Annotated in this window: 20 protein-coding genes; 15 read left to right on the top strand and 5 right to left on the bottom strand. The window is 62.1% G+C overall.

Annotated elements, in window-relative coordinates; genetic code table 11:
- Window positions 1-24: 24 nt before the first annotated feature.
- Together IEX40_RS10035 and IEX40_RS10030 are read right to left on the bottom strand one after the other, a co-directional pair.
- On the bottom strand, window positions 25-2,043 hold the full coding sequence (locus tag IEX40_RS10035) for a methyl-accepting chemotaxis protein (protein ID WP_188747845.1): 2,019 nt from the start codon (window positions 2,041-2,043) through the stop codon (window positions 25-27).
- 159 nt (window positions 2,044-2,202) lie between these two features.
- Entirely contained in the window at window positions 2,203-3,165 is a 963-nt protein-coding gene (locus IEX40_RS10030) for a LysR family transcriptional regulator (protein WP_188747844.1), read from the bottom strand.
- Window positions 3,166-3,354: 189 nt separating this feature from the next.
- Between IEX40_RS10030 and IEX40_RS10025 the strand changes: the two genes are divergently transcribed.
- The 15 genes from IEX40_RS10025 to IEX40_RS09955 all read left to right on the top strand — a co-directional run bounded on the left by IEX40_RS10025 (window position 3,355) and on the right by IEX40_RS09955 (window position 20,858).
- Window positions 3,355-4,317, top strand: a complete 963-nt coding sequence (locus tag IEX40_RS10025) for an ABC transporter substrate-binding protein (protein ID WP_229680694.1) — start codon at window positions 3,355-3,357, stop codon at window positions 4,315-4,317.
- A gap of 120 nt (window positions 4,318-4,437) precedes the next feature.
- Window positions 4,438-5,943 (top strand): sugar ABC transporter ATP-binding protein, encoded by a 1,506-nt coding sequence (locus IEX40_RS10020; protein WP_229680693.1) that lies wholly within the window; start codon window positions 4,438-4,440, stop codon window positions 5,941-5,943.
- Entirely contained in the window at window positions 5,940-6,992 is a 1,053-nt protein-coding gene (locus IEX40_RS10015) for an ABC transporter permease (protein WP_229680692.1), read from the top strand. The genes IEX40_RS10020 and IEX40_RS10015 overlap by 4 nt, the downstream gene beginning before the upstream one ends.
- Window positions 6,982-7,965 carry a galactofuranose ABC transporter, permease protein YjfF gene (gene yjfF, locus IEX40_RS10010; protein WP_188747841.1) on the top strand — a complete coding sequence of 328 codons (984 nt, stop codon included), beginning with the start codon at window positions 6,982-6,984 and terminating at the stop codon, window positions 7,963-7,965. The genes IEX40_RS10015 and yjfF overlap by 11 nt, the downstream gene beginning before the upstream one ends.
- Window positions 7,966-8,428: 463 nt before the next feature.
- The gene (gene chvE / locus IEX40_RS10005; protein WP_188747840.1) at window positions 8,429-9,502 is read left to right on the top strand and encodes a multiple monosaccharide ABC transporter substrate-binding protein; all 1,074 of its coding nucleotides are present in this window, start codon (window positions 8,429-8,431) and stop codon (window positions 9,500-9,502) included.
- A gap of 103 nt (window positions 9,503-9,605) precedes the next feature.
- Window positions 9,606-11,129 (top strand): multiple monosaccharide ABC transporter ATP-binding protein, encoded by a 1,524-nt coding sequence (mmsA, locus tag IEX40_RS10000; RefSeq protein WP_188747838.1) that lies wholly within the window; start codon window positions 9,606-9,608, stop codon window positions 11,127-11,129.
- A 42-nt stretch (window positions 11,130-11,171) separates the two neighbouring features.
- Window positions 11,172-12,386 carry a multiple monosaccharide ABC transporter permease gene (gene mmsB / locus IEX40_RS09995; protein WP_188747836.1) on the top strand — a complete coding sequence of 405 codons (1,215 nt, stop codon included), beginning with the start codon at window positions 11,172-11,174 and terminating at the stop codon, window positions 12,384-12,386.
- Window positions 12,387-12,399: 13 nt separating this feature from the next.
- Complete coding sequence (araD1, locus tag IEX40_RS09990) at window positions 12,400-13,371, top strand: AraD1 family protein (RefSeq protein ID WP_188747834.1); 972 nt, start codon at window positions 12,400-12,402, stop codon at window positions 13,369-13,371.
- The gene (locus tag IEX40_RS09985) at window positions 13,368-14,147 is read left to right on the top strand and encodes an SDR family NAD(P)-dependent oxidoreductase (RefSeq protein WP_188747832.1); all 780 of its coding nucleotides are present in this window, start codon (window positions 13,368-13,370) and stop codon (window positions 14,145-14,147) included. The genes araD1 and IEX40_RS09985 overlap by 4 nt, the downstream gene beginning before the upstream one ends.
- Entirely contained in the window at window positions 14,144-15,889 is a 1,746-nt protein-coding gene (araD, locus tag IEX40_RS09980; protein WP_188747829.1) for an L-arabinonate dehydratase, read from the top strand. Before IEX40_RS09985 ends, araD begins: the two co-directional genes overlap by 4 nt.
- Window positions 15,890-15,914: 25 nt before the next feature.
- Entirely contained in the window at window positions 15,915-17,429 is a 1,515-nt protein-coding gene (locus tag IEX40_RS09975; protein ID WP_188747827.1) for an aldehyde dehydrogenase (NADP(+)), read from the top strand.
- A gap of 7 nt (window positions 17,430-17,436) precedes the next feature.
- Entirely contained in the window at window positions 17,437-18,363 is a 927-nt protein-coding gene (locus IEX40_RS09970) for a 2-dehydro-3-deoxygalactonokinase (protein ID WP_188747825.1), read from the top strand.
- Between the two features lie 4 nt (window positions 18,364-18,367).
- On the top strand, window positions 18,368-18,979 hold the full coding sequence (locus IEX40_RS09965) for a 2-dehydro-3-deoxy-6-phosphogalactonate aldolase (protein WP_188747823.1): 612 nt from the start codon (window positions 18,368-18,370) through the stop codon (window positions 18,977-18,979).
- The gene (locus IEX40_RS09960) at window positions 18,973-19,851 is read left to right on the top strand and encodes an SMP-30/gluconolactonase/LRE family protein (protein WP_188747821.1); all 879 of its coding nucleotides are present in this window, start codon (window positions 18,973-18,975) and stop codon (window positions 19,849-19,851) included. Before IEX40_RS09965 ends, IEX40_RS09960 begins: the two co-directional genes overlap by 7 nt.
- The gene (locus tag IEX40_RS09955) at window positions 19,851-20,858 is read left to right on the top strand and encodes an aldose epimerase family protein (protein WP_188747819.1); all 1,008 of its coding nucleotides are present in this window, start codon (window positions 19,851-19,853) and stop codon (window positions 20,856-20,858) included. Before IEX40_RS09960 ends, IEX40_RS09955 begins: the two co-directional genes overlap by 1 nt.
- An 89-nt stretch (window positions 20,859-20,947) precedes the next feature.
- Here IEX40_RS09955 and IEX40_RS09950 read toward each other — a convergent pair whose 3' ends face one another.
- The 3 genes from IEX40_RS09950 to IEX40_RS09940 form a co-directional block, all read right to left on the bottom strand.
- Entirely contained in the window at window positions 20,948-21,748 is an 801-nt protein-coding gene (locus IEX40_RS09950; protein ID WP_188747817.1) for an ATP-binding cassette domain-containing protein, read from the bottom strand.
- Between the two features lie 15 nt (window positions 21,749-21,763).
- A complete protein-coding gene (locus IEX40_RS09945) occupies window positions 21,764-22,837 on the bottom strand; it encodes an ABC transporter permease (RefSeq protein ID WP_188747816.1) in 1,074 nt (357 codons plus the stop codon).
- An 86-nt stretch (window positions 22,838-22,923) separates the two neighbouring features.
- On the bottom strand, window positions 22,924-23,946 hold the full coding sequence (locus IEX40_RS09940) for a sugar ABC transporter substrate-binding protein (RefSeq protein ID WP_188747814.1): 1,023 nt from the start codon (window positions 23,944-23,946) through the stop codon (window positions 22,924-22,926).
- Window positions 23,947-24,166 lie beyond the last annotated feature (220 nt).

Here is a 24,166-nt window from a genome sequence, read left to right as displayed (position 1 = left end):
GTTCCTGGACCGGTTTGTCGGCAATCAGATCTTAAAGCGTCCCAAGATGCCGGTAAGCGATTCTGACATCTTTTCCAGCTCCTTCGCTGAGCCCGCAACCTGGCGGATCGAATCGTTGTTGATGTCGGTCATCGAGGCGATGCGCTCCACGTTGCGGGCGACCTCGTTGCTGGCCTGAGCCTGTTCGTTGAGCATGGTCGATATCTCCATGAACACCTCGTTGACCCGTTCACCGCTCTGCTGGATCGCTCGGATCGACTCGCCCGCTTCGGCAGACAGAGCCGCACCCTGAGTGACCTGTTCGACGCCGGCGGCCATCACACTGACTACCTCCTGAGTACATTTCTGCATACTCTCGATCGTGGCGGTGATCTCGCGGGCAGACTCGGTGGTGCGGCCGGCCAGTGTCCTCACCTCGTCCGCAACCACGGCAAAGCCACGGCCCTGTTCGCCGGCCCGGGCGGCCTCTATCGCCGCGTTCAGTGCCAGCAGGTTGGTTTGTTCTGCGATACCCTCGATCACTTCGAGGATGCCGGAGATCTGGTTCGACAGAGCACCCAACTGACCGATTCGATCGGATGCCGAACGCACGGTGTCGGTTATATTGAGCATCTCCTCGCTGGTTCTGTTGATGACGTTTGCGCCTGTGGCCGAGGTTTCGCTGGAGGAGTCGAACAGCGTTTTCGCTTCCTGGGAGTGGTTGGCCAGGCTATCGACGCTTACGGTCAGCTCCTCGATCGTAGAGGCGATCTGACTCGACGCCGTACTTTGCTCGGCGGAGCCTTTGGCAACCTGCTCGCTGGCGCTGGCCATACCCACGGCCGCCTGACTCAGATCCCGTGCCATCGACGAGATCTCGCGCAAGACTTCGCACACCTGATGCTGCATCTTGTTGACGGCGCCCTGCAGGCGGGCCAGTTCGTCATCGCCCTCGACTTCGAGCGGTTGCGAATAGTCGCCCGCAGCAATGCGATCCAGTGAATGGACTGTCTGCTCCAACGGGCGCGCAATCATCCTTTTTACGGCCAGAGCGATCAGCAGCGCTGCAACCAGTATGACGACAAGGGTCGACAGCAGAATCTGCAGGGCCAGCCAATCCTTGACCTCATGCAGCTCCGAGCTGGGTTGGGCGACAGCGACCACCCAGTCCAGCTCTGGTACCGTCGCAAACCATGCCTGCCAGGTTTCCGACTCTTGGGCGCCTGGTTTTGCCCACTGGTAGGTCATGGAGCCGCTGCCCTGTTGCAGCATCTGGCCGATAAAGGCCCCCTGTTCCTTGTGGCTGATATTCTGATCCTTTAGTGTCGGGTGGATCAGGAAGCGCCCCTGATTATCTCCGTGCTTGGCGTCGATGACGAATAGCTGCCCCTGCTGCCCGATGCGTACTGACTCCAGTTCGCGCTTCAGGCCCTGCAGCGACTCCTCAAAACTGATGCCGATATAGCGGATACCGATCACGGCGCCACTCGGGTCCTTGATCGGGGTGTAATTGGTGATGAACTGGCGTCCGAACAGGGTCACCTTGCCGGTGAACGCCTCGCCCTTGAGGTTGGTGGCGTACGCCGGTGACTGATGGTCAAGCAGCGTGCCGACAGCGCGTGAACCATCCTGTTTCTTGACCGACGTAACCACGCGCACGAAGTCATCGCCACGGCGGACGAAGATGGTGGCATTACCGCCCGTCGCACTGGCGAAGCGGTCGACCTGGGAATAGTCACCTGCAATCGCCTGACCTTGGCTCAATATCAGCGGCACCTGCTGACCGGCCACGTCGACCTTTTGCGCGGTATCGAGTGAAAATCTGCCGGGGAAGAGCTCGCCGAAAACCGCCGAGAGCGCATTTGCCGATAGGTGTAGCTGATTATCATAGGCGTGGATGGTACTGCCGATGGTATCGATTCGGTTCTCCATCTCCGCGAGGGCGAGATCGACCGAACGGTCACCGATTTTCTGAGTTACCAGCCAACCGCTGAGTGAGAACACCACAGCAATGGCGAGTGATGTAACGAGTATCAAACGAGTGGCTACTGATTTTCTGAGCATAGACCTGTCCTTGGTTTTATATGGATTGTATGAGGAGGAAGTTTGATCGCTTGTTTAGAAAAAGGCGCGTGCTCTATTTACGATCGATGAGCCGCTAAATCAAGAAATTTGTTGAGAGCATAACTCGGGTATTGTGACGATATCTCCGAACCGCGTAGGTTAATTTTCACTTCCAGATTTTTGCTCACCCTTATTCCGCTTCAGCTCCTCCGACACCAGCGAACGCAGCCGGGCGGCCAGCGGGGATAGCTGGCGTCCCTTCATCTGCAGCAGGTAGTAGGGCGACATCTGGATCGGCTCGCGCAGTGGCAGCACCTTCAGCCGCGCGCCCACCTGGCGTCCGATCAGCAGGTCGGTGACCTCGCTGGCCAGCGGAGCGATGGCCGAGGAGGAGACCAGGATCGAGATCATCACCAGCAGCGAGGTGGAGTTGATGATGTTGTCAGGCGGCAGGATACCGGCGGCCAGGCAGGCGTTGTTGATCGCATCGCGCATCGGTACCCGGTGGCTCTGGATCACCCACTCATAGCCGGTCAGCTCCTTGAGGGACACCTCTTTCGCATTTGCGAGCGGGTGGTCTTCCCGCACCACCAGGCGCACATCCTCCGATTTGGCCGGGTGGACCTCAAACTCGTTGGCATCGACGCCCGGGATGATCCGGGCGAGGACAAAGTCGTTCTTGCCCGCGGCCAGATCGCGCAGCAGCACGTCACTGGTATCCACGTTGACATGGATGTCGGCCTTGGGTGACACCGCCTTGAGCTGACGCACGGCCGGGATCACGTAGCCTACGGCCGCACCGGTGACGGCGCCGACCGTGGCGGCACCGCCTTCTCCTCGTTGCAGCTCCTCCACGTCGCGGGCCAGGTCGCGCAGCTCCACCAGCATGTTGTGCGCACGCTGGGCCACTGAGCGGCCGATCAGCGTCGCTTCCATCCCTTTGGCGTGGCGTTCGAACAGTTTGGCGCCGATGGTGTGTTCGATATCGGCCAGCATGCGCGAGGCGGCGGGCTGGGTGACCGCCAATTCGTCAGCGGCGATGCTCAGTTGGCCGTACTCCGCTATCGCGGCGATCAGGCGTAGCTGATTGATTTTTAGGTGTTTGGAAAGGTCGATTTTCATAACCGCAGTATTATACCGATAATGGTATGTGGCAAGTCATTATTTCTATTTGCTTGTTATAAAGCAGGCGCCTAGGTTGTTGATGGGCCATCGGGCTCTCTAGGTTGAAACACAAAAAAAAATAAAAAACGGAGCTGATAGCCGGCGACAACAGGGGCCGGTGTCGAATCCGTGACCAAGGAGATGTTTATGAGCTACTCAATGAAGCACCTTAAAACACGGGTCTGTTCCACCCTGGCAATGGCTGTCGCTCTGGGGCTGTCGGCCACGGCGCAGGCGGAGATGCTGATCGGGTTTTCCCAGATCGGCTCCGAGAGCGGCTGGCGCACCTCCGAAACCGCATCGATCAAGGCAGAGGCCGAGCGCCGCGGTATCGATCTGAAGTTCTCCGATGCGCAGCAAAAGCAGGAGAACCAGATCAAGGCGGTGCGCTCGTTCATCGCCCAGGGCGTGGATGGCATCCTGCTGGCCCCCGTGGTGGAAACCGGTTGGGACCAGGTGCTCAAGGAAGCGAAGGGGGCTGGCATTCCGGTGGTCTTGATCGACCGTGGGGTCGATGCCGACGAATCCCTCTACCTGACCAAGGTGGCGTCTGACTTCGTGCAGGAGGGGGCGCTGGCCGCGGCCTGGCTGGCGGCCGAAACCAACGGTGTCTGCGATGTGGTTGAACTGCAGGGTACGGTCGGCTCCTCTGCTGCCAACGATCGCAAGGAGGGGTTCGAGAGCGTTATCGGCAACTTCCCCAGCCTCAGCATCATCCGCTCGCAGTCGGGCAACTTCACCCGCTCCGGCGGCAAGGAGGTGATGGAGAGCTTCCTCAAGGCCGAGAACGGCGGCAAGAGCATCTGTGCGGTCTACGCGCATAACGATGACATGGCGCTCGGCGCGGTGCAGGCGATCAAGGAGGCGGGTCTGAAGCCGGGCGAGGATATTCTGGTGGTATCGATTGATGCCGTGCCCGATATCTTCAAGGCGATGGCCGATGGCGATACCAATGCCACCATCGAGCTGAACCCGCACCTGGGCGGACCGGCGTTCGATGCGATCAAGACCGCCAAGAGTGGGAGGGAGGTGCCGAAGTGGATCAAGGCCAACGGTCCGCTCTATCTACCGGACACCGCTGCCGAGGAGTACAAGAAGCGCAGCAGTTGAGGCCAGCAGTTGGGGATAGTGCGGCCCGCGTGGGCGGGTCGCCGATTCCTCGCGCGGCGGGCGTTACGAAGGGGGTGTCCGCCGCACTCCTCCGGTCATGGCGGCAGATAGAGGTACAAGATGGCGGATATGACGCAGCCCGTGTTGTCGGTGCGTGGCGTGGGGAAGGTATTCCCCGGCGTGAAGGCGCTGCAGGGCGTCGATTTCGATCTCGCAGTCGGCGAGATCCATGCCCTGCTGGGCGAGAACGGTGCCGGCAAATCCACCCTGATCAAGGTGATCACCGGCGTTCACCCCCGTGATGAGGGCGAGGTGCTGCTCGAGGGCAGGGCTATAGCACCTGATCATCCCGGCGAGGCCCAGGCACTCGGGATCTCCACCGTGTTTCAGGAGGTAAACCTAATTCCGACCCTGTCGGTGGCGGAAAACCTGATGCTGGAGCGTCAGGTCCGCAGGGGCGGGCTGATCGCCTGGAAGCAAACGGCCGCGCAAGCCAAGGAGGCGCTCAAGACGCTGGGGCTCGAGATCGACGTCAACCGGGCGTTGGGCTCCTATTCGGTGGCTGTTCAGCAACTGGTGGCCATTGCCCGTGCGGTATCGCTGGAGGCGCGGGTGCTGATTCTCGACGAACCCACCGCCAGTCTGGACAGCGATGAGATCCAGACGCTGTTCCGCATCATGCGGGAACTGAAGGCGAAGGGGTTGGGCATTATCTTCGTCACCCATTTTCTCGATCAGGTCTATGCCGTGACCGACCGTATCACCGTGCTGCGTAATGGGCAGCGGGTCGGCACCTTCGTCACCGCCGAGCTGGATCGGGTCGATCTGATCAACCAGATGTTGGGACGGGAGCTGGCCGAGATCAGCGCCCACCGGCGTCGCGACAGCGAGCAGTTTGCCGGTCTGACGCACCGGATTCAGGTCGAGGGGCTGGGCAGGAAGCGGATGCTGAACCCGGTCTCGCTCGATCTTTCCGGTGGCGAGATAGTGGGTCTGGCCGGGCTGCTGGGGTCGGGGCGGACAGAACTGACTGAGTTGATCTTCGGTGTGCACAAGGCCGACAGCGGTCGGGTGCTGCTGGATGGCGAACCGGTCTCGCTGCGCTCCCCCAGGCACGCCATCCGCGCAGGATTCGGGCTCTGTCCGGAGGACCGGAAACAGGACGGCATCGTCGCCGAACTGAGCGTGCGCGAAAACATCATGCTGGCGCTGCAGGGGCGGCGCGGCTGGCTACGACCGATTTCGCGGGGTGAGCAGCAGGCGTTGGCGGACGAGATGATCGCCGCGTTGGGTATTGCCACGCCGGACAGCGAAAAACCGGTCGGCCAACTGAGCGGTGGCAACCAGCAGAAGGTGGTGTTGGCGCGTTGGCTGGTGTCGAAACCGCTGTTCCTGCTGCTGGACGAGCCCACTCGCGGCATCGATGTGGGGGCCCACGCCGACATTATCCAACTGATCAAGTCGCTGTGTGCCGAGGGGCTGGCGCTGCTGGTCGCCTCGTCTGAGCTGGAGGAGATCGAGGTGTTCGCCGACCGGGTGGCGGTGATGCGTGACAGGAAAAAGGTGTCCGAGTTGAGCGGTGACGAGATCACTCAGGACAATATCATCGAGGCGATAGCGCAATGACCAGTTTACATACGCAGTCCGAAGCATCGGTGCAGCACCGTCAGGGTCTGCCTAGAGCATTGATGCAGCGGCAGTGGTTCGCGCCGCTTGGCGCGCTGCTGCTGATTATCCTCTGCATGGGCGTGGTATCGCCCGATTTTCTCTCCATTCGTGTTGTCGACGGCCATCTCTACGGGTCGCTGATCGACGTGGTACATCGCGGTTCGTCTGCGGCGCTGGTGGCGGTCGGCATGGCGATCGTGATCGGCACCCGCGGCATCGACCTGTCGGTCGGTTCGGTGATCGCGATCTCCGGCGCCGTTATGGCAGTGCTGATCAGCGAGACCGAGCTGCCGCCCTGGCTGATCATTCTGGCCGCGGTCGGCAGCGGCGTGCTGTGCGGTCTGTGGAACGGCGTGCTGGTGGCCTATCTGGAGATTCAGCCGATCATCTCCACGCTGATCCTGATGGTGGCCGGGCGCGGTATCGCGCAGATGATCACCGGCGGTCAGATTGTCACCTTCCACGGCGAGTTCTTCGAGGCGATCGGTAGCGGCTATCTGCTTGGCATCCCCTGGCGGGTGCTGATCGCCGCGGCGGTGATACTGGCGCTCTGGCTGACGATGCGTAAAACCGCACTGGGGCTGTTCATCGAAGCGGTCGGCGGCAATGCCCGCGCCAGCCGCCTGGCCGGGATCGACTCGCGTGGCATCACGCTGCTGGCCTATGTGATATCCGGGGTGTGTTCGGCCGTGGCCGGCATCATCATCGCCGCCGATATCCGTGGCGCGGATGCCAACAATGCCGGGCTCTGGCTCGAACTCGACGCGATCCTGGCGGTCGTGCTCGGCGGCGCGGCGCTGATGGGCGGGCGCTTCTATCTCGGGGCGACGGTGATCGGTGTACTGATCATCCAATCGCTGACCACGGGGATCCTGCTGTCCGGCCTGCCGAGCCAGTACACCCTGGTGGTCAAGGCCGGCGTGGTGCTGCTGGTGCTGCTGATGCAGGCACCGGAGTTCAGGCGCTCAATGGCAGCGGTTCTGCGTAGGAGGCAGCATGAAGATTAATGAACGTTTCTACCCAATTCTCGCCACCGTGGCGGTACTGGCGCTGCTGTACGGCTACGGCATCTACGAACATCGTGCGTTCAGCGACACCTACGTGCTCGGCAACCTGCTGACCGATAACGCCTTCCTGATTATCACCGCGGTGGGGATGACCTTCGTCATCCTCTCCGGCGGCATAGACCTGTCGGTGGGCTCGATGATCGCCTTTGTCGGCGTGCTGATCGCCGAGTTGGTCACCGGCTTCGGCTTTCACCCGCTGGCGGCAGTGGCGGTGGCGCTGGTGATCGGCACCGCATTCGGCGCCTTCATGGGGGTGATCGTGGCGAAGTTCGATATTCAGCCGTTTATCGTCACCCTCGCCGGCATGTTCTTCCTGCGCGGTATCTGCTTTGTCATCAACCTGGACTCGGTGCCGATCGATCACCCGTTCGTCGGCGCGGTCGGTGACTTCAAGCTGCCGCTACCGGGACGCGGCTGGCTGAGCGCCTCGGCGTTGCTGATGCTGGCGACGGTAGTGGTCGGCATCCTGATCGCTCACTACACCCGCTTCGGTCGCAACGTCTACGCCATCGGCGGCGACCGTCACTCGGCACAGCTGCTCGGCATCCCGGTGGAACATACGCTGATCCGTGTCTATGCGTTGTCCGGCTTCTTCAGTGCGCTGGCCGGCGTGGTGTTCGCCTTCTACACCGCCTCGGCATACCCGCTGGCGGCGACCGGTGTAGAGCTCGACGCGATCGCGGCGGTGGTGATCGGCGGCACGCTGCTGACCGGCGGCATGGGCTTTATCGCCGGGACCTTCTTCGGCGGCATGATCATGGGCGTGATCCAGATCCTGATCGCGTTCGACGGCTCGCTCAACAGCTGGTGGACCAAGATCATGATCGGCGTACTGCTGTTCGGCTTTATCGTGTTGCAGCGGGTGATCACGCGCTCCTTTTCCGGGGTGCGTGCTGAAGTTCAGAGCGCGTAAACCGATGCAATCAGTCTCACATTTGTTGGAGCCTAAGAGGGTAGGGGAGTAGGGCTACTCGTGCTCCTCTGTTTATGCTCCGGTTTTGTGCAGGATGTACGGTATACCGCCGGCGCATGGAGGCGCAGGAGGGGTGGTGTACCGATTTCCCTCAAACGAGCCCCATATCGCCTTTCCGAGACCGCGTGTTGCACAACATAAGAGATGCTTCTCTCTTTTGCATATCATTTATGGTATGTCATTCGCCTAAGTTTTCATTTGATCGCTATGCTCTTCGGGCGCATTCTGTCTTCAACCCCTGAGTGTCGACTCGGTCTTGACCGGTTTTCGGCGTGGATATCGCGGCGGAGGCGACGAACGGACACTCAAGGCTGGCTCAGTTTCTAGATAAAAATAACAGCGGAATCCGTATGCCGGTTCGGATTGACCGATCGGTGGAGACGCCGCGAACAGGGAGAAACCGATGAGAAGTATAAAGAAGATTGTCGCCACTCTGGCGTTGGGCTCCACCTTTCTGACCGCGAGTGCGGCCGTTTCTGCCGCAAGCGGTTATGTCGGCATCGCGATGCCGACCAACTCCTCCTCACGCTGGATCTCGGATGGTCACTCGATGGTTGAGCAGTTCGAGAAGGCCGGTTACAAGACCGACCTGCAGTACGCTGAGGATGATATCCCGACCCAGCTCGCCCAGGTTGAGAACATGATCGTGAAGGGGGTGGATGTGCTGGTAATCGCGGCGATCGATGGCACCACTCTGTCCAACGCGCTGGAGAACGCCAATGCCGCGGGCATCAAGGTGATCGCCTATGACCGCCTGATTCGCGACAGCGAGCATGTCGACTATTACGCCACCTTCGACAACTTCAAGGTCGGCGTGCAGCAGGCGACGTCGCTGGTCAACGGTCTGAAAACCCGCTTCCAGCCGCCCTACAATGTCGAGCTGTTCGGTGGTTCGCCGGACGACAACAACGCCTACTTCTTCTACAACGGTGCCATGTCAGTGCTGCAGCCGCTGATCGATTCCGGCGAGGTCAAGATCGTCTCCGGTCAGATGGGTATGGACAAGGTGGGTACCTTGCGTTGGGACGGTGCACTCGCCCAGTCGCGTATGGATAACCTGCTCTCCGCGCACTACACCGACAAGCGTATCCACGGCGTGCTCTCTCCGTATGACGGCCTCTCCATCGGTATCCTCTCTTCGCTGAAGGGTGTCGGCTACGGTTCCGCCGATATGGTGATGCCGATCGTCACCGGTCAGGACGCCGAGTTGCCCTCTGTGAAATCGATTCTGGCCGGTGAGCAGTATTCGACCGTATTCAAGGACACGCGTGAACTGGCCGGTGTCGCCGTCGGCATGGTCGATGCACTGCTGAAGGGTAGCGAGCCGGAGATCAACGATACCTCTACTTACGACAACGGCGTCAAGGTGGTGCCCTCCTATCTGCTCGAGCCGGTTCCGGTGGATGCCTCCAACTGGCAGCCGGTGGTCGTGAACAGCGGCTACTACACGCTGAAACAGGTCAAGAACACTCAGTAAGCGACCCAGTTGCGGGCCTGCCGAAGCGAGCCCGTTCATGTACAGGATGTGCGGTATGCCGCGAGCGCATGGATGCGCAGGAGCGGTCAAGCGGACGAATTCCATGCACGATACCATTCTGGAGATGCGCGGCATCACCAAGACCTTTCCTGGCGTGAAGGCGTTGGACAACGTGAGCCTGAAAGTGCGGCGCGGCGAGATTCATGCCCTGTGCGGCGAGAACGGGGCCGGCAAGTCGACGCTGATGAAGGTGCTCAGCGGTGTCTATCATCACGGCAGCTACGACGGCGAGATCCGTTTCGAGGATCGCCCGATGGCGTTCGGCGGCATAGTCGACAGCGAACGGGAGGGGATCATCATTATTCACCAGGAGCTGGCGCTGGTACCACTGCTGTCGATCGCCGAGAACATCTTTCTCGGCAATGAGTTGGCTGAGCGGGGGGTGGTCGACTGGCCTGCTACTTACTCGCGCACCGGCGAGCTGCTGAAGAGGGTCGGGTTGAGTGAACACCCCTCGACGCTGATCGAGAAGCTCGGCGTCGGCAAACAACAACTGGTCGAAATCGCCAAGGCGCTGTCGAAGGAGGTGAAACTGCTGATCCTCGACGAGCCGACCGCGGCACTGCAGGAGAATGACAGCGCCAAGCTGCTCGATCTTCTGTTGGAGTTCAAGGCACAGGGGATCTCGTCGATCCTGATTTCACACAAACTGAACGAGGTCAGCCGGGTTGCCGATAGCATCACGGTGATCCGTGACGGCACCTCGGTATCCACGCTGGATTGCCATAAGCAGGCGATCAGCGAGGCCGACATCATTCGCGACATGGTGGGCCGCGACATGGCGCACCGCTATCCGAAACGCACGCCCGCCATCGGCGAGGCCCTGCTCGAAGTGTCGGGCTGGAACGTCTGGCACCCGGAGTCTGCCGAGCGTCAGGTGATCCACGATATCGGTCTGAAGGTGGCCGCCGGTGAGGTGGTAGGGATCGCCGGGCTGATGGGCTCTGGCCGCACCGAATTGGCGATGAGCCTGTTCGGACGCAGCTACGGACGCAATATCTCCGGCACGGTTCGCCTCAGGGGGCGGGAGGTCGATCTGTCGACGGTGAAAAAGGCGGTCGACAACGGCATCGCCTACGTAACCGAGGATCGCAAAGAGCTGGGGCTGATTCTCGACGAGACGATTCTCAGAAACACCACCCTGGCCAATCTCGGCGGCGTGTCGGAGCACGGGGTCATCGATGACACCCAGGAGCGGCGTGTGGCCGAAGAGTACCGAGAGGCACTCAACATACGCACGCCGAGCGTGTTCCAGAAGGTAGTCAACCTCTCCGGCGGCAACCAGCAGAAGGTGGTGTTGAGCAAGTGGCTCTACGCCCAGCCCGAGGTACTGATCCTGGATGAGCCGACCCGCGGGATCGATGTCGGCGCCAAGTTCGAGATTTACAGCATCATCAATCAGCTCGCCGATCAGGGGAAGGGGGTGGTCATGATCTCCTCCGAAATGCCTGAACTGCTCGGCATGTGCGATCGCATCTACGTGATGAACGAGGGCTCCTTTGCCGGAGAACTGGCCGGCCACGAAGCCAGCCAGGAGAAGATTATGGCGATGATCGTCAACGCCTGATCGGCAGATGCTCTTTACAAGATGTGCGCGGAGATAATAACTATGCAACAAGCCAAAACATCCATCGAAACCTCGGTCGACGAGCAGCCGACCGGGCCGTCGATCAAAGCCTATCTGGCCGGTCACCTGCGCGATTACGGCATGCTGGCGGCGTTGGTCGTCATCATGCTGCTGTTCCAGGTGCTGACCGACGGCACGCTGATGCGTCCGGTCAACCTGACCAACCTGTTCCTGCAGAACAGCTATATCATCATCATGGCGATCGGCATGCTGCTGGTCATCGTGGCCGGGCACATCGATCTGTCGGTGGGCTCGGTGGTGGGCTTCATCGGTGCGCTGGCGGCGGTGATGATGGTGAACTGGCACATGTCGCCCTGGCTGGTGGTGCCGATCTGTTTAGTCTGCGGCTTGCTGATCGGCGCCGCTCAGGGCTACTGGGTCGCCTACTGGAAGATACCCTCGTTCATCGTCACCCTGGCCGGCATGCTGGTGTTCCGCGGCCTGACCCTGGCGCTGCTGGAAGGGCAGTCGGTCGGTCCTTTCCCGGGCGGTTTCCAGCTGCTGAGCACCGGATTCGTGCCCGATCTGTTCAGCGATGAACGGCCCAATATCACCGCCATTCTGCTCGGCGTTTTGGCGGCTGGCGCGATCGTACTGTTGGCGGCCCGTTCCCGTGCCCGCTCGCTGAAATTCGGTATCAATGATGAGCCCTTTGCGTTCTTCGTTGCCAAGAACGGCCTGGTGGCGGCGGCGATCATCTATATCGCCTATCTGCTGTCGACCTACCGTGGCCTGCCCAACGTGCTGATCACCATGGCGGTGCTGATCGCGGTCTACACCTTCCTGACCAACAGAAGCACCATCGGCCGTCGCATCTACGCGCTGGGCGGCAACGAAAAGGCGGCCAAGCTCTCCGGTATCAACACCGAAAGGCTGACCTTCCTGACCTTCGCCAACATGGGGATGCTGGCGGCGCTGGCCGGGCTGATCTTCGCCGCCCGCCTGAACACGGCGACGCCAAAGGCGGGGTTTGCTTTCGAACTTGACGTGATCGCGGCGGTGTTTATCGGCGGTGCCTCCATGTCCGGCGGTGTGGGCAAGGTGATCGGCGCTGTGGTCGGTGCGCTGATCATGGGTGTGATGAACAACGGCATGTCGATCCTCGGTATCGGCATCGACTGGCAGCAGGTGATCAAGGGCCTGGTGCTGCTCGCCGCCGTGATCTTCGATGTCTACAACAAGACCAAGCAACGCTGAAGGGGGCGTAGTCATGTATCTTTCCCAGCTCAAGAGCGGTGGTGTCATCTGGCGAGAAGGCGAACAAGCACGGTTGATTCGCGGTGTGAGCAGCAGCTATGAACTGGCGCTGCTGGCGATAGGCCAAGGCTTGAGCCTGGCCGATACCGTGGCGCGGCTGGGCTTCGGCGAGTCGGTCGACCTGCCGGCGCTGGCCGCCGACGGACGACTGGACTGTCCGGTGCGCCATCCCGATCCGGCGCATATGTTCCTGACCGGCACCGGCCTGACCCACCTGGGCTCCGCTTCCGCCCGCGACGCGATGCACAGCGCCGGCGATATGGAGGGGGTGACCGACTCGATGAAGATGTTCCGCATGGGGCTCGAAGGCGGCAAACCCGGCCCCGGCGAGAGCGGTGTGCAGCCGGAGTGGTTCTACAAGGGTACCGGCGTTGCCGCCGTGGCACCGGGGGATGCGCTGGTGTCGCCCGAGTTCGCGTTGGACGGCAGCGAGGAACCGGAGATCGCCGGTGTCTACCTGATCGGCGCCGACGGCACGCCGTTCCGTATCGGCTTTGCGCTCGCCAACGAGTTTTCCGATCACGTCACCGAGCGGATCAACTACCTGTATCTGGCCCACTCCAAGCTGCGTCCGGCCTCGTTCGGTCCTGAACTGCTGGTCGGCGAATTGCCGCAGGATATCAGGGGCAGTTCACGCATCCTGCGCAACGGTGAGGCGATCTGGCAGAAGCCGTTCCTGTCCGGCGAGGAGAATATGTCCCACACCCTCGCCAATCTGGAGTATCACCACTTCAAATACGCGCTGTTCCGTGAGCCCGGAGATCTGCATGTGCATATGTTCGGCACCGCTACCCTGTCGTTCGCCGACGGGGTGCGAGTGGAGCCGGGCGATATCCTTGAGATCGACGCACCGCAACTGGGCCTTGCCCTGCGCAACCCGGTGGCACGGGAAAGCGTCCACAACCTGGAGGTAACGCCGTTATGAGCAACAGAGCTGCCGATCTTAAGGCGATCTATCCCGATCTGGAGGGGCGCTCGGTGCTGATCTCCGGCGGTGCCACCGGTATCGGCCAGTCGCTAGTGGAGGCGTTTGCCCGCCAGGGTGCGTATACCGCCTTTGTCGATATCGATACCGAGGCGGGCCGGGTGCTCGAAGCCAGGCTCAACGCCGACGGGTATCAAACCCTGTTCCGCCCCTGCGATATCACCGAGATGCGTAGCTACCAAAGCACCATTCACGAGATCGCCGACCGCCAGGGGCCGATCACCGTACTGATCAACAACGCCGCCAACGATGTGCGCCACTCACTGGACGAGATCGACTACGAAAGGTTCGACGAGCTGATTGCGGTGAACCTCAAGCACCAGATGTTCGCTGCCCAGGCGGCGGCGCCGATGATGCGTCAGGCAGGGCGGGGCTCGATCGTCAACTTCGGCTCTGTGGGTTGGATGATGGCGACAGCCGGCTATCCGGTCTATGCCGCAAGCAAGGCGGCAGTGCATGGCATGACCCGTGGCCTGGCGCGGGATCTCGGTGCCGACGGCATCCGGGTCAACACCCTGGTGCCGGGTTGGGTGATGACCGAGAAGCAGCTCAAGCTCTGGGTCGACGACAAGGCCCGCGAACTGATCAAGCGCAGCCAGTGCCTGCCGGGGCCGCTAGTGCCGGAGCATATCGCACAGATGGCGCTGTTCCTGGCATCCGATGCTTCGGCGATGTGCACGGCGCAGAACTTTATTGTCGACGGAGGCTGGGTATGAGCGAGTTCACGCCCGCAAAATGGCCGCGCAAACTGCGGTCGCAGGAGTGGTTCGGCGGCACCAGCCGCGACCATATTTACCACCGCAGCTGGATGAAGAACCAGGGGCTGCCGGCGGACCTGTTCGACGGTCGGCCGGTGATCGGTATCTGCAACACCTGGTCGCAGCTGACACCCTGCAACGCCCATCTGCGCGATCTTGCCGAGCGGGTGAGCCACGGCATCTACGAGGCGGGCGGCCTGCCGCTGGAGTTCCCGGTGTTCTCCACCGGCGAGAGCTCGCTGCGCCCGAGCGCGATGATGTACCGCAACATGGCGGCGATGGATGTGGAGGAGGCGCTGCGCGCCAACCCGCTGGATGGCGTGGTGCTACTGGCCGGTTGCGACAAGACCACCCCGGCGCTGCTGATGGGTGCCTGCAGCGCCAACATTCCCGCCATCGTGGTCTCGGGCGGGCCGATGCTCAACGGCTGGTTCCGTGGCGAGCGGGTTGGCTCCGGCACCGCGCTCTGGCAGATGTCCGAGGATATCAAGGCGGGCAAGATGAGCACCGAGGATTTCCTCGAGGCGGAGCAGGCGATGTCGCGCTCGCCCGGCAGCTGCAACACCATGGGTACCGCCAGCACCATGGCCAGCATGGCCGAAGCGCTGGGCATGGCGCTGTCCGGCAACGCCGCCATCCCGGCGGTGGACAGCCGTCGCCGCGTCATGGCGCATCTGTCGGGGCGGCGCATCGTGCAGATGGTCAAGGATGATCTCAAGCCCTCCGATATCCTCACCCGCGAGGCGTTCGAGAACGCGATCCGCGTCAACGGCGCCATCGGCGGCTCCACCAACGCGGTGATTCACCTGCTGGCGATCGCCGGACGGATCGGTGTCGATCTGACACTGGACGACTGGGACCGCCTTGGCCGCGAGATTCCCACCATCGTCAACCTGATGCCCTCGGGCAAGTACCTGATGGAGGAGTTCTTCTACGCAGGTGGTCTGCCGGTGGTGCTCAAGATGCTGGGCGAGGGCGGTCGGCTGCACAAGCAGGCGCTGACCGTCTCCGGCGGCGCGATTTGGGACGAGGTGAAGGAGGTCCGCAACTGGAACGAGGATGTGATCCGTCCGGTGGACAAGGCGCTGACCTCAAGCGGTGGCATCGTTGTGCTGCGGGGCAACCTGGCGCCGGGCGGTGCAGTGCTCAAACCCTCGGCGGCGACTCCCGAGTTACTGCGGCATCGCGGCCGCGCCGTGGTGTTCGAGGATATCGACGACTACAAGGCGCGCATCAACGACGAGGCGCTGGATGTGGACGAGAGCTGCATCCTGGTGATGAAGAACTGCGGACCCAAGGGTTATCCCGGCATGGCCGAGGTGGGCAACATGGGGTTGCCGCCTAAGGTACTGCGCAAGGGGATCACCGACATGGTGCGTATCTCCGATGCCCGCATGTCCGGCACCGCCTACGGCACCGTGGTGCTGCACACGACGCCGGAAGCCGCCGCCGGCGGGCCGCTGGCGGTAGTGCGCAACGGCGACTTCATCGAGCTGGACGTGGCCAATCGTCGCCTGCACCTGGATATCTCCGACGAGGAGTTGACCGCCCGGCTGGCGGACTGGCAGTCGCCGGTCAAGGCGCCGGAGAGCGGCTACGCCAAGCTCTTCTTCGATCATGTACAGGGCGCCGATACCGGAGCCGATTTCGATTTTCTACGTGGCTGCCGGGGTGCACCGGTGCCGCGGGACAGTCACTGAATTTAATAACTGTGGGAGTAGGACAATGCTGACAGGTCAACATCTGATCGCCGGTCACTGGTCGGGCGGCAGCGAGACATTCGATCTGATACCGGCTTCCGGGCCGGTACGCACCTTCTCCGTCGGTACACCGACGGAGGTGGAGCAAGCGGCACGGGCGGCGGAAGCCGCGTTCGCCTCCTTTGGCTATTCAAACCGGGCGCAACGGGCCGCGTTTCTGGACCGGATCGCCGACGAGATCGATGCACTTGGCGATGCCATCACCGAGATCGGCTGCCAGGAGACCGGCCTGCCGAAAGCGCGGCTGATCGGCGAGCGCGGTCGCACCGTTGGCCAGTTGCGGATGTTTGCCCGCCATATCGAGGCCGGCGATTACCTGGATCGACGGCACGACGCCGCGCTGCCTGAGCGCCAACCGATGCCGCGTCCCGACCTGCGCCTGATGCAGCGCCCGCTGGGTCCGGTGGCGGTGTTCGGTGCGTCCAATTTTCCGTTGGCGTTCTCCGTGGCCGGAGGCGATACCGCGTCGGCACTGGCCGCCGGCTGCCCGGTGATCGTAAAGGGGCATTCCGCTCACCCCGGCACCGGCGAGCTGGTGGCGCAGGCGATCGATGCCGCGCGCCGTGCGCTCGAACTGCACCCGGGGGTGTTCTCCTTCATCCAGAGCGGTAACCGTGACGCGGGCCAGGCGCTGGTGCAGCATCCACTGGTAAAGGCAGTTGGCTTTACCGGCAGTCTGACCGGCGGTCGTGCCCTGTTCGATCTCTGCGCCCAGCGCCCGGAACCGATCCCGTTCTTCGGCGAGCTGGGCTCGGTCAATCCCATGTTCCTGATGCCGACAGCGTTGGTCCGACGCGGCGGCGAACTTGCCGAGGGGTGGGTTGCTTCGCTGACCATGGGCGCCGGGCAGTTCTGTACCAATCCGGGCTTGGCGATCCTGATCGACAGCGAGGAGGCCGATGCCTTTATCGAGGCGGTAACCGGAGCCTTGGCGGAGGTAGGCGCCCAGACCATGCTGACCGATGGCATCGCCCAGGCCTATCGCGAAGGCGTTGGCCATATGCAGGACTCGGCCGGCGTGCAGCAGCGGGTGGGCAGCCCCTGCGATAACCGTGACGCCACCCCCTATCTGTTTGTTACCACCGGTGCCGCCTGGCTGCGCGACGCTACTCTGAGCCAGGAAGTGTTCGGCCCGTTGGGTTTGGTGGTCAAGGTGGCTGATTTCGATGAGATGCTGCAGGTGGCAGCCGCGCTCGAAGGACAATTGACCTGCACGCTGCAGTTGGATGCGGGCGACATCAACCAGGCGCGGCAACTGATGCCGATGCTGGAACGCAAGGCCGGACGGGTGCTGGCCAACGGCTTCCCCACCGGAGTCGAAGTGTGTGATGCGATGGTGCATGGTGGCCCTTATCCCGCCTCAACTAACTTCGGTGCCACCTCGGTGGGCAGCATGGCGATCCGCCGCTTCCTGCGTCCGGTCTGTTATCAGAACCTGCCGGTGGAGCTGTTGCCCGCCGATCTGCAGTTGTTTGAGTGATAGCGCGTTGAGTATCGACTGGATCGCCGTCGACTGGGGCAGCACCCGTCTGCGTGCCTGGGCCCGCTCTCGCGACGGCGGCATACTGCAACGGGTCGATTCGGCCCAGGGCGCGGCAGGATTGGCTCCGGAGCAGTTCGAACCGGCCTTACTGGAATTGGTGGAACCCTGGCTGACGCCCGAAAAAAGAACAACCGTTATCGCCTGCGGCATGGCCGGGGCGCGTCAGGGCTGGATCGAAACACCCTATAGTTCGGTCCCCTGTCGGCCGCTCTCGGTCGAACGGCTGGTCGAGGCGCCGGTAGTCGATTCGCGACTGCGGGTGCTGATCGTGCCGGGGCTGAGCCAGAGCAGGCCAGCCGATGTGATGCGCGGCGAGGAGACCCAACTGGCCGGGGTGCTGGCGGCACAACCCGGCTATGGCGGCCTGGTCTGTCTGCCCGGTACTCACTGCAAATGGGCGGAATTGCAGGAGGGGCGGGTAATCGCGTTTCGCACCTTCATGACTGGTGAGCTGTATGCGCTGCTGTCGCAATCCTCGGTACTGCGGCACAGCCTGCTGCCCGACGCCGATAGCAGTGATGCCTGGGACAACAACGTCTTTGTCGATGCCGCCCGGCACGCGTTCGACCACCCGGAACAGGTGTGGGCGGAGCTGTTTGGCCTGCGGGCGCAGGGGCTGTTGCAAGGCCAGACTGCTGCAAACGGCCGTGCCTGTTTATCCGGACTGCTGATAGGTGCCGAACTGGCGGCGGCACGCACCCTCTGGCAGGGGCGGAAGATCACCCTGGTCGGCAACATCGGCCTGCCGGGGCTCTATCTGGAGGCGTTACACGCGCTGGATATCGAGGTGCGGGCCCTGAACACGCAACGCACCACACTGGATGGGCTGAAGCAGGTGTTTGACCTGGTAGTCACCGACAACAGGAGTTAACCCGATGAGACGCAACCTGATCGCCATCCTCAGGGGGATCCGCCCCGAAGAGGCGGGGGCGGTAACAGCCGCGCTGATCGACGCGGGCATCACCCGCATCGAAGTGCCGCTGAACTCGCCGGACCCGCTGCGCAGCATCGCTGGCATGGCCCGCAGCTTCGGCAAGGATGCCGAGATCGGTGCCGGTACCGTGCTCAGTGCCGAAAACGCCCGGCAGGTGGCCGATGCCGGAGGCGGTTTCATCGTCGCCCCCAACTTTGATCCGACCGTGATGGAGGAAAGCGCTCGACTGGGACTGGACGTCTATCCCGGCGTATTGACGCCGACCGAGTGCTTTTCCGCCCTGGCCGCAGGAGCCAAGGCGTTGAAGGTGTTTCCCTCCTGTATGATGGGGTTGGATGGGCTGAAGGCGATCCGCGCCGTACTACCCCCCGATGCGCAGGTGCTGATGGTCGGCGGTGTGGACGAGGGCAATTTCGGCCAGTGGCTGGCAGCCGGGGCCAACGGCTTTGGCATCGGTTCCGCGCTCTATCGGCCGGGCAAGCCTGTGGCAGAGGTGGTGGCGGACGCGGCGCGGATGGTGGCCACCTACGATCGGGAGCTGACAAGATGGTGAAAGAGACCGGCGTTAAAACCTACGACGAGCGGGCCTGTACGTTGGGGGAGGGCGCACTTTGGCACCCGCAGCGGCAGCAGTTGTTCTGGTTCGATATCCTCGGTAACAGGCTGATGACCCTTAACGACCAGGGGCTGACCGACGAGTGGCAGTTCGACGAACATGTGTCGGCGGCGGGCTGGGTCGACCTCGATACGCTGCTGATCGCGAGCGAGAGCGGACTCTTCCGTTTCGATATCGACACCGGCGCGCGCCAACCGGTTTGCCCGCTCGAGGCCGACAACCCGCTGACCCGCTCCAACGACGGCCGCGCCGACCCCTGGGGCGGTTTCTGGATCGGCACCATGGGCAAGGCGGCACAGCCCAATGCCGGTGCGATCTACCGCTACTATCGAGGCGAGCTGAGACGGCTGCTGGCGCCGCTGACCATCCCCAATGCGATCTGCTTCTCGCCGGATGGGCGCCACGGCTACTTTGCCGATACCGCGAAAGGGGCGATCTGGCGCCTGGCGCTGGACGCGGAGCACGGCTGGCCCGCAGACGAGCCGGAGCTGTTTATCGACTGCCGGCGTGACGGGGTGAACCCGGATGGCGCCGTGGTCGACAGCGAGGGGCGGCTGTGGAACGCACAGTGGGGTGCCTCGCGAGTCGCCTGTTACGACGCGGATGGAGGGTTTGTAACGGCTATCGCCTTTCCGGCCACTCAGGTCAGCTGTCCCGCCTTCGGTGGCGTCGATTTCAGCCGCTTGTTCGTGACCTCGGCGCGTGAGGGACTATCGAATCAGGTTCTACTCGGTCAACCCGCAGCCGGGCGCACGTTTATCGTCGGTACCGAGGTCAGGGGGCGGGCGGAGCCGAGGGTGATACTTTGATGAATCAAGATCGGGAGCCTGGTCTCGCCGAACTGCGCAGCGGTCTGTTCCGGGCCCTGTTTTGCAACCACGGCGCCCGTCTGCTGGCGCTCTATCTGCGCAACCCCAACGGCAGCGAAACCAATATCGCCCTGGGATTTCCAAGGGTCGAGGACTACCCGGCCCAGGACAGTTACGTCGGTGCCATCTGTGGCCGTTATGCCAATCGCATAGCTCGGGCACGGTGCGAACTGGACGGCCATCCACTGCAACTGAGTGTGAACGAGGGAGACAACCATCTGCACGGAGGTGCGGAGGGCTTCGACAGACGAAACTGGGAGGCCCTTGCCGTCGATTCCCGCTCGGTCACCTTTTCTCTGACCTCACCCGATGGCGATCAGGGCTACCCCGGTACGCTTAAGACGCAGGTGATCTACCGTATTGTCGACGAGGATCGACTGCAGTGCCAAATAACCGCGACCTGCGACCGTCCAACCCTGGTTAACCTGACCAACCATGCATACTGGAACCTGACCGGCGACTTCAGCCGTAGTGCGGCCGATCACCTGTTGCAGATCGAGGCGCAGAGCTACCTGCCGGTGGACGACCAGTTGATTCCGCTGCCGGGGGTTGCTCAGGTGGCAGGTACGGCATTTGATTTTCGAACGCCGAGAACGATTGGCGAGCGGCTATCGGAGTGTGGCGGTTACGACCATAACTTCTGCCTCGACAGTCGCCGTGGGCAAATGCGACCGGTGGCGCGACTGACGGACCCGAGCAGCGGACGCAGCCTGGAGTTGTCCACTACTGAAGCGGGGGTGCAGTTCTACCTGTCGCGGCATTTCAGCCCTGCTCTGACTAGCCGCGAATATCAGCCGTTGCACCCGGCCGCCGGGATCGCACTGGAACCACAGACCTACCCTGACAGCCCGAACCGTGCCGGTTTTCCCTCTCCACGGCTGTTGCCGGGCGAGCGCTACGAGCATCTGATCGAGTGGCGGTTTGGCACGGGCAGGCGTGAGCCGTAGACTGTTCGGCAGCAAACCGAAAAAAGGCGGCCTCGAGGGGCCGCCAAACCGTTTTCATGGTGCAGACTCTTCTCCTGAGCAGGGGATACTCAGGCCGCAAATGCCCCCGCCGGGTGGTCGTTCGGGTCCATCGCGCCGGTCATGATCGCCACCGCGTCCGACATGCTGTGGGTGTCCGGTTTTACCACAGCCACGCGCTGTCCCAAACGGTGGATATGGATGCGATCGGCTACCTCGAATACGTGTGGCATGTTGTGGCTGATCAGTACCACGGAGAGGCCGCGATCGCGCACATCCTTGATCAGGTTCAGTACCCGGCGCGACTCCTTCACCCCCAGCGCGGCGGTAGGCTCGTCCATGATCACCACATGCTTGGCGAAGGCGGCGGAGCGGGCCACGGCCACCCCCTGGCGCTGGCCGCCGGAGAGGGTTTCCACCGCCTGGTGGATGTTCTGGATCGTCAGCAGGCCCAGTTCCGACAGTTTGGCCTTGGCTTCATCGTGCATCGCCTTGCGGTCGAGCATCTTGAAAACCTTGCCGAGGATGCCGGGCTTGAGCTTTTCGCGGCCAAGGAACAGGTTGTCGGCGATATCCAGCGACGGCGACACCGCCAGGTTCTGGTACACGGTTTCTATGCCTGCCTTGCGGGCGTCCATCGGGCTCTTGAAGTGCACCGGTTCGCCGTCAAGCAGGATCTCCCCGGCATCGGGTACCAGCGCGCCGGAAAGCGCCTTGATCAACGAGGATTTGCCGGCACCGTTGTCGCCGATTACGGCCAGGATCTCGCCTTCGCGCAGTTCGAATTCGGCACCGTCGATAGCGGTGACGTGGCCGTAACGCTTGACCAGACCACTGGCCTTGAGCACGATTTTCTGAGTATCAGTCGTCATGTCACACTCTCCTAATCAGACCTTGCGAATCCACTGGTCGAGACCGACCGCGATGATGATCAGCAGTCCCACGGTAAAGTCCTGCCACAGCACATCCACACCGGAGAGTGCCAGGCCATTGCGGAACACACCCACCACCAGTGCGCCGATCAGCGTGCCGAAGATCGAGCCGCGGCCACCGAACAGGGAGCAGCCACCGATCACTACCGCGGTGATGGAATCCAGGTTGGCCATCATCCCGGCCTGCGGGCTGACGGAGCCTATGCGGCCGATCAGAGCCCAGGCGGCGACGGCGCAGAAGAAGCCGGCAACGATATAGACGGAGCGCAAAATCTTGTCGGTCCGGATACCGGCCAGGCGAGCAGCGGCCGGGTCATCGCCGGTGGCGTAGACATGGCGGCCCCAGGCGGTCCAGTTCAGCGCGTACCAGACGATCACGAACAGCACCAGCATCATCAGCGATCCGTAGGTCAGACGGGCGCCGAACAGTTCAATACTCTGACCGGTCCAGTGCAGGATCGGCGCGGCGGCATCGATCGCCTGGGAGCGTATGGTCTGGCTGCCGGAGTACCAGAGGTTGAGCGCGAAGAAGATGTTCCAGGTGCCCAAGGTGACGATAAAGGGCGGTAGACGGAACAGGGTCACCAGCAGGCCGTTGATATAGCCGGCCAGAGCACCGGCGAACAGGCCCAGTCCCAGCGCCAGAACCGGCGGCAGCCCGAACTCGACGCCGAAGCGGCCCATGATCACCGAGGTCAGGACCATGATGGCACCGACCGACAGGTCGATACCGGCAGTGAGGATGATCAGGGTCTGGGCGATGCCGAGGATGCCGATGATGGTGACCTGCTGCACGATCAGCGACATATTGAACGGGTGCAGGAAGCGCTCTCCGACGATGCTGGTGAACACCAGTATCGCCATCATGAGAACGATGGCCGGAGCTGCAGTAGGGTATCGGTGGAAGAAGTGGTGAATACGCGTCAGCAGCGGCTCTTTCTCCGCTGTGAACTTCGCGAAGTCGCCGCTGGCGGAGGCTGCGACCAGCTCATGCTCGGCTGTTGCAGGTTTGGCGTTGGAGCTTGCCATGAGAGGTCTCCTGTTGGGTTAATGAACGTGCGGACGATGAAGGAGTCCCCATCTCCGCACGTGGTCACGTCAGCGCAGGCTGGGTGTTAGCCCCAGCAGATATCCAGACCTTCTTGTGCGCTCGTGGACTCCAGGCCGTCGACCGGCTTATCGGTGATCAGTTGAACACCGGTGTTAACGAAGTCCAGTCCCTCGGAGGCCTTCGGCTTCTCGCCAGAGGCAGCAAACTTCATCACCGCATCTACGCCCATTGCCGCCATACGCAGCGGGAACTGCATCGAGGTGGCGCCGATTACACCGGCCTTGACGTTATCCACGCCCGGACAGCCACCGTCGACAGAGACGATCAGCACGTCCTTGTCGCGACCGACGGCACGCAGCGCCTCATAGGCACCCGCAGCGGCCGGTTCGTTGATGGTGTATACGACATTGATGCCAGGATCTTTCTGCAGCAGGTTCTCCATGGCGCGACGGCCGCCCTCTTCGGCGCCCTGGGTCACGTCGTTACCGACGATACGCGGATCGTTCTCGTCACCGATCTTCTTCGGGTCGGCCAGGTCGATGCCGAAGCCCTTGAGGAAGCCCTGGTCGCGCGCCACGTCGACGCTGATCTGGCTGGTGTTGAGGTCGAGCATGGCGATCTTGGCATCGGCAGCCTTGTCGCCCAGCTGTGCCGCCGCCCACTGACCGATCATCTCACCGGCCTTGAAGTTGTCGGTGGCGAAGGTGGCGTCCGCTGCATCAGCCGGGGAGAGCGGGGTATCCAGCGCGATCACCAGCATGCCGGCGGCACGGGCACGGTCGATGGCCGGGACGATGGCGGCGGAGTCGTTCGGGGTGATCAGGATCCCTTTGGCACCGGCGGCGATCAGGTTCTCGACCGCCTGTACCTGAGATTCGTTATCGCCATCGAATTTGCCGGAGAAGGTGCGCAGCTCGATGCCGTTGGCTTCCGCCTTCATCACCGCACCCTCTTTCATCTTCACGAAGAAAGGGTTGGTGTTGGTTTTGGTGATCAGGCCGACGATTGGCTTGTCGGCGGCTGACGCAAGAGGGGTGCACAGAACACCGGCCAGTGCCAGCGCGGAAACGATCACTTTCTTTTTCATGTGGAACTCCCGTTGTTTTATTTTTTATCGAGCGTTTTGCAGCGGATTGGCCGCTGGGTAGGATCGATTAAATGACCGGGAAATGAACGGCGAATGTCGGCAAAGATTTTTTTTGTTAACAATTGAAATAGAGTGCAGATGAAGAAAATCTCATGTTTAAGGTGAGTAGGATTTGACAACGTTGTCGATATTGGATTAATGTTCGACAACGTTGTCATTC

It is taken from the genome of Marinobacterium zhoushanense (assembly GCF_014641945.1).
Lineage (GTDB): Bacteria > Pseudomonadota > Gammaproteobacteria > Pseudomonadales > Balneatricaceae > Marinobacterium_D > Marinobacterium_D zhoushanense.
The sequence above is the reverse complement of the archived record's forward strand: the minus strand, read 5'-3'. Positions and strand labels throughout refer to the sequence as shown.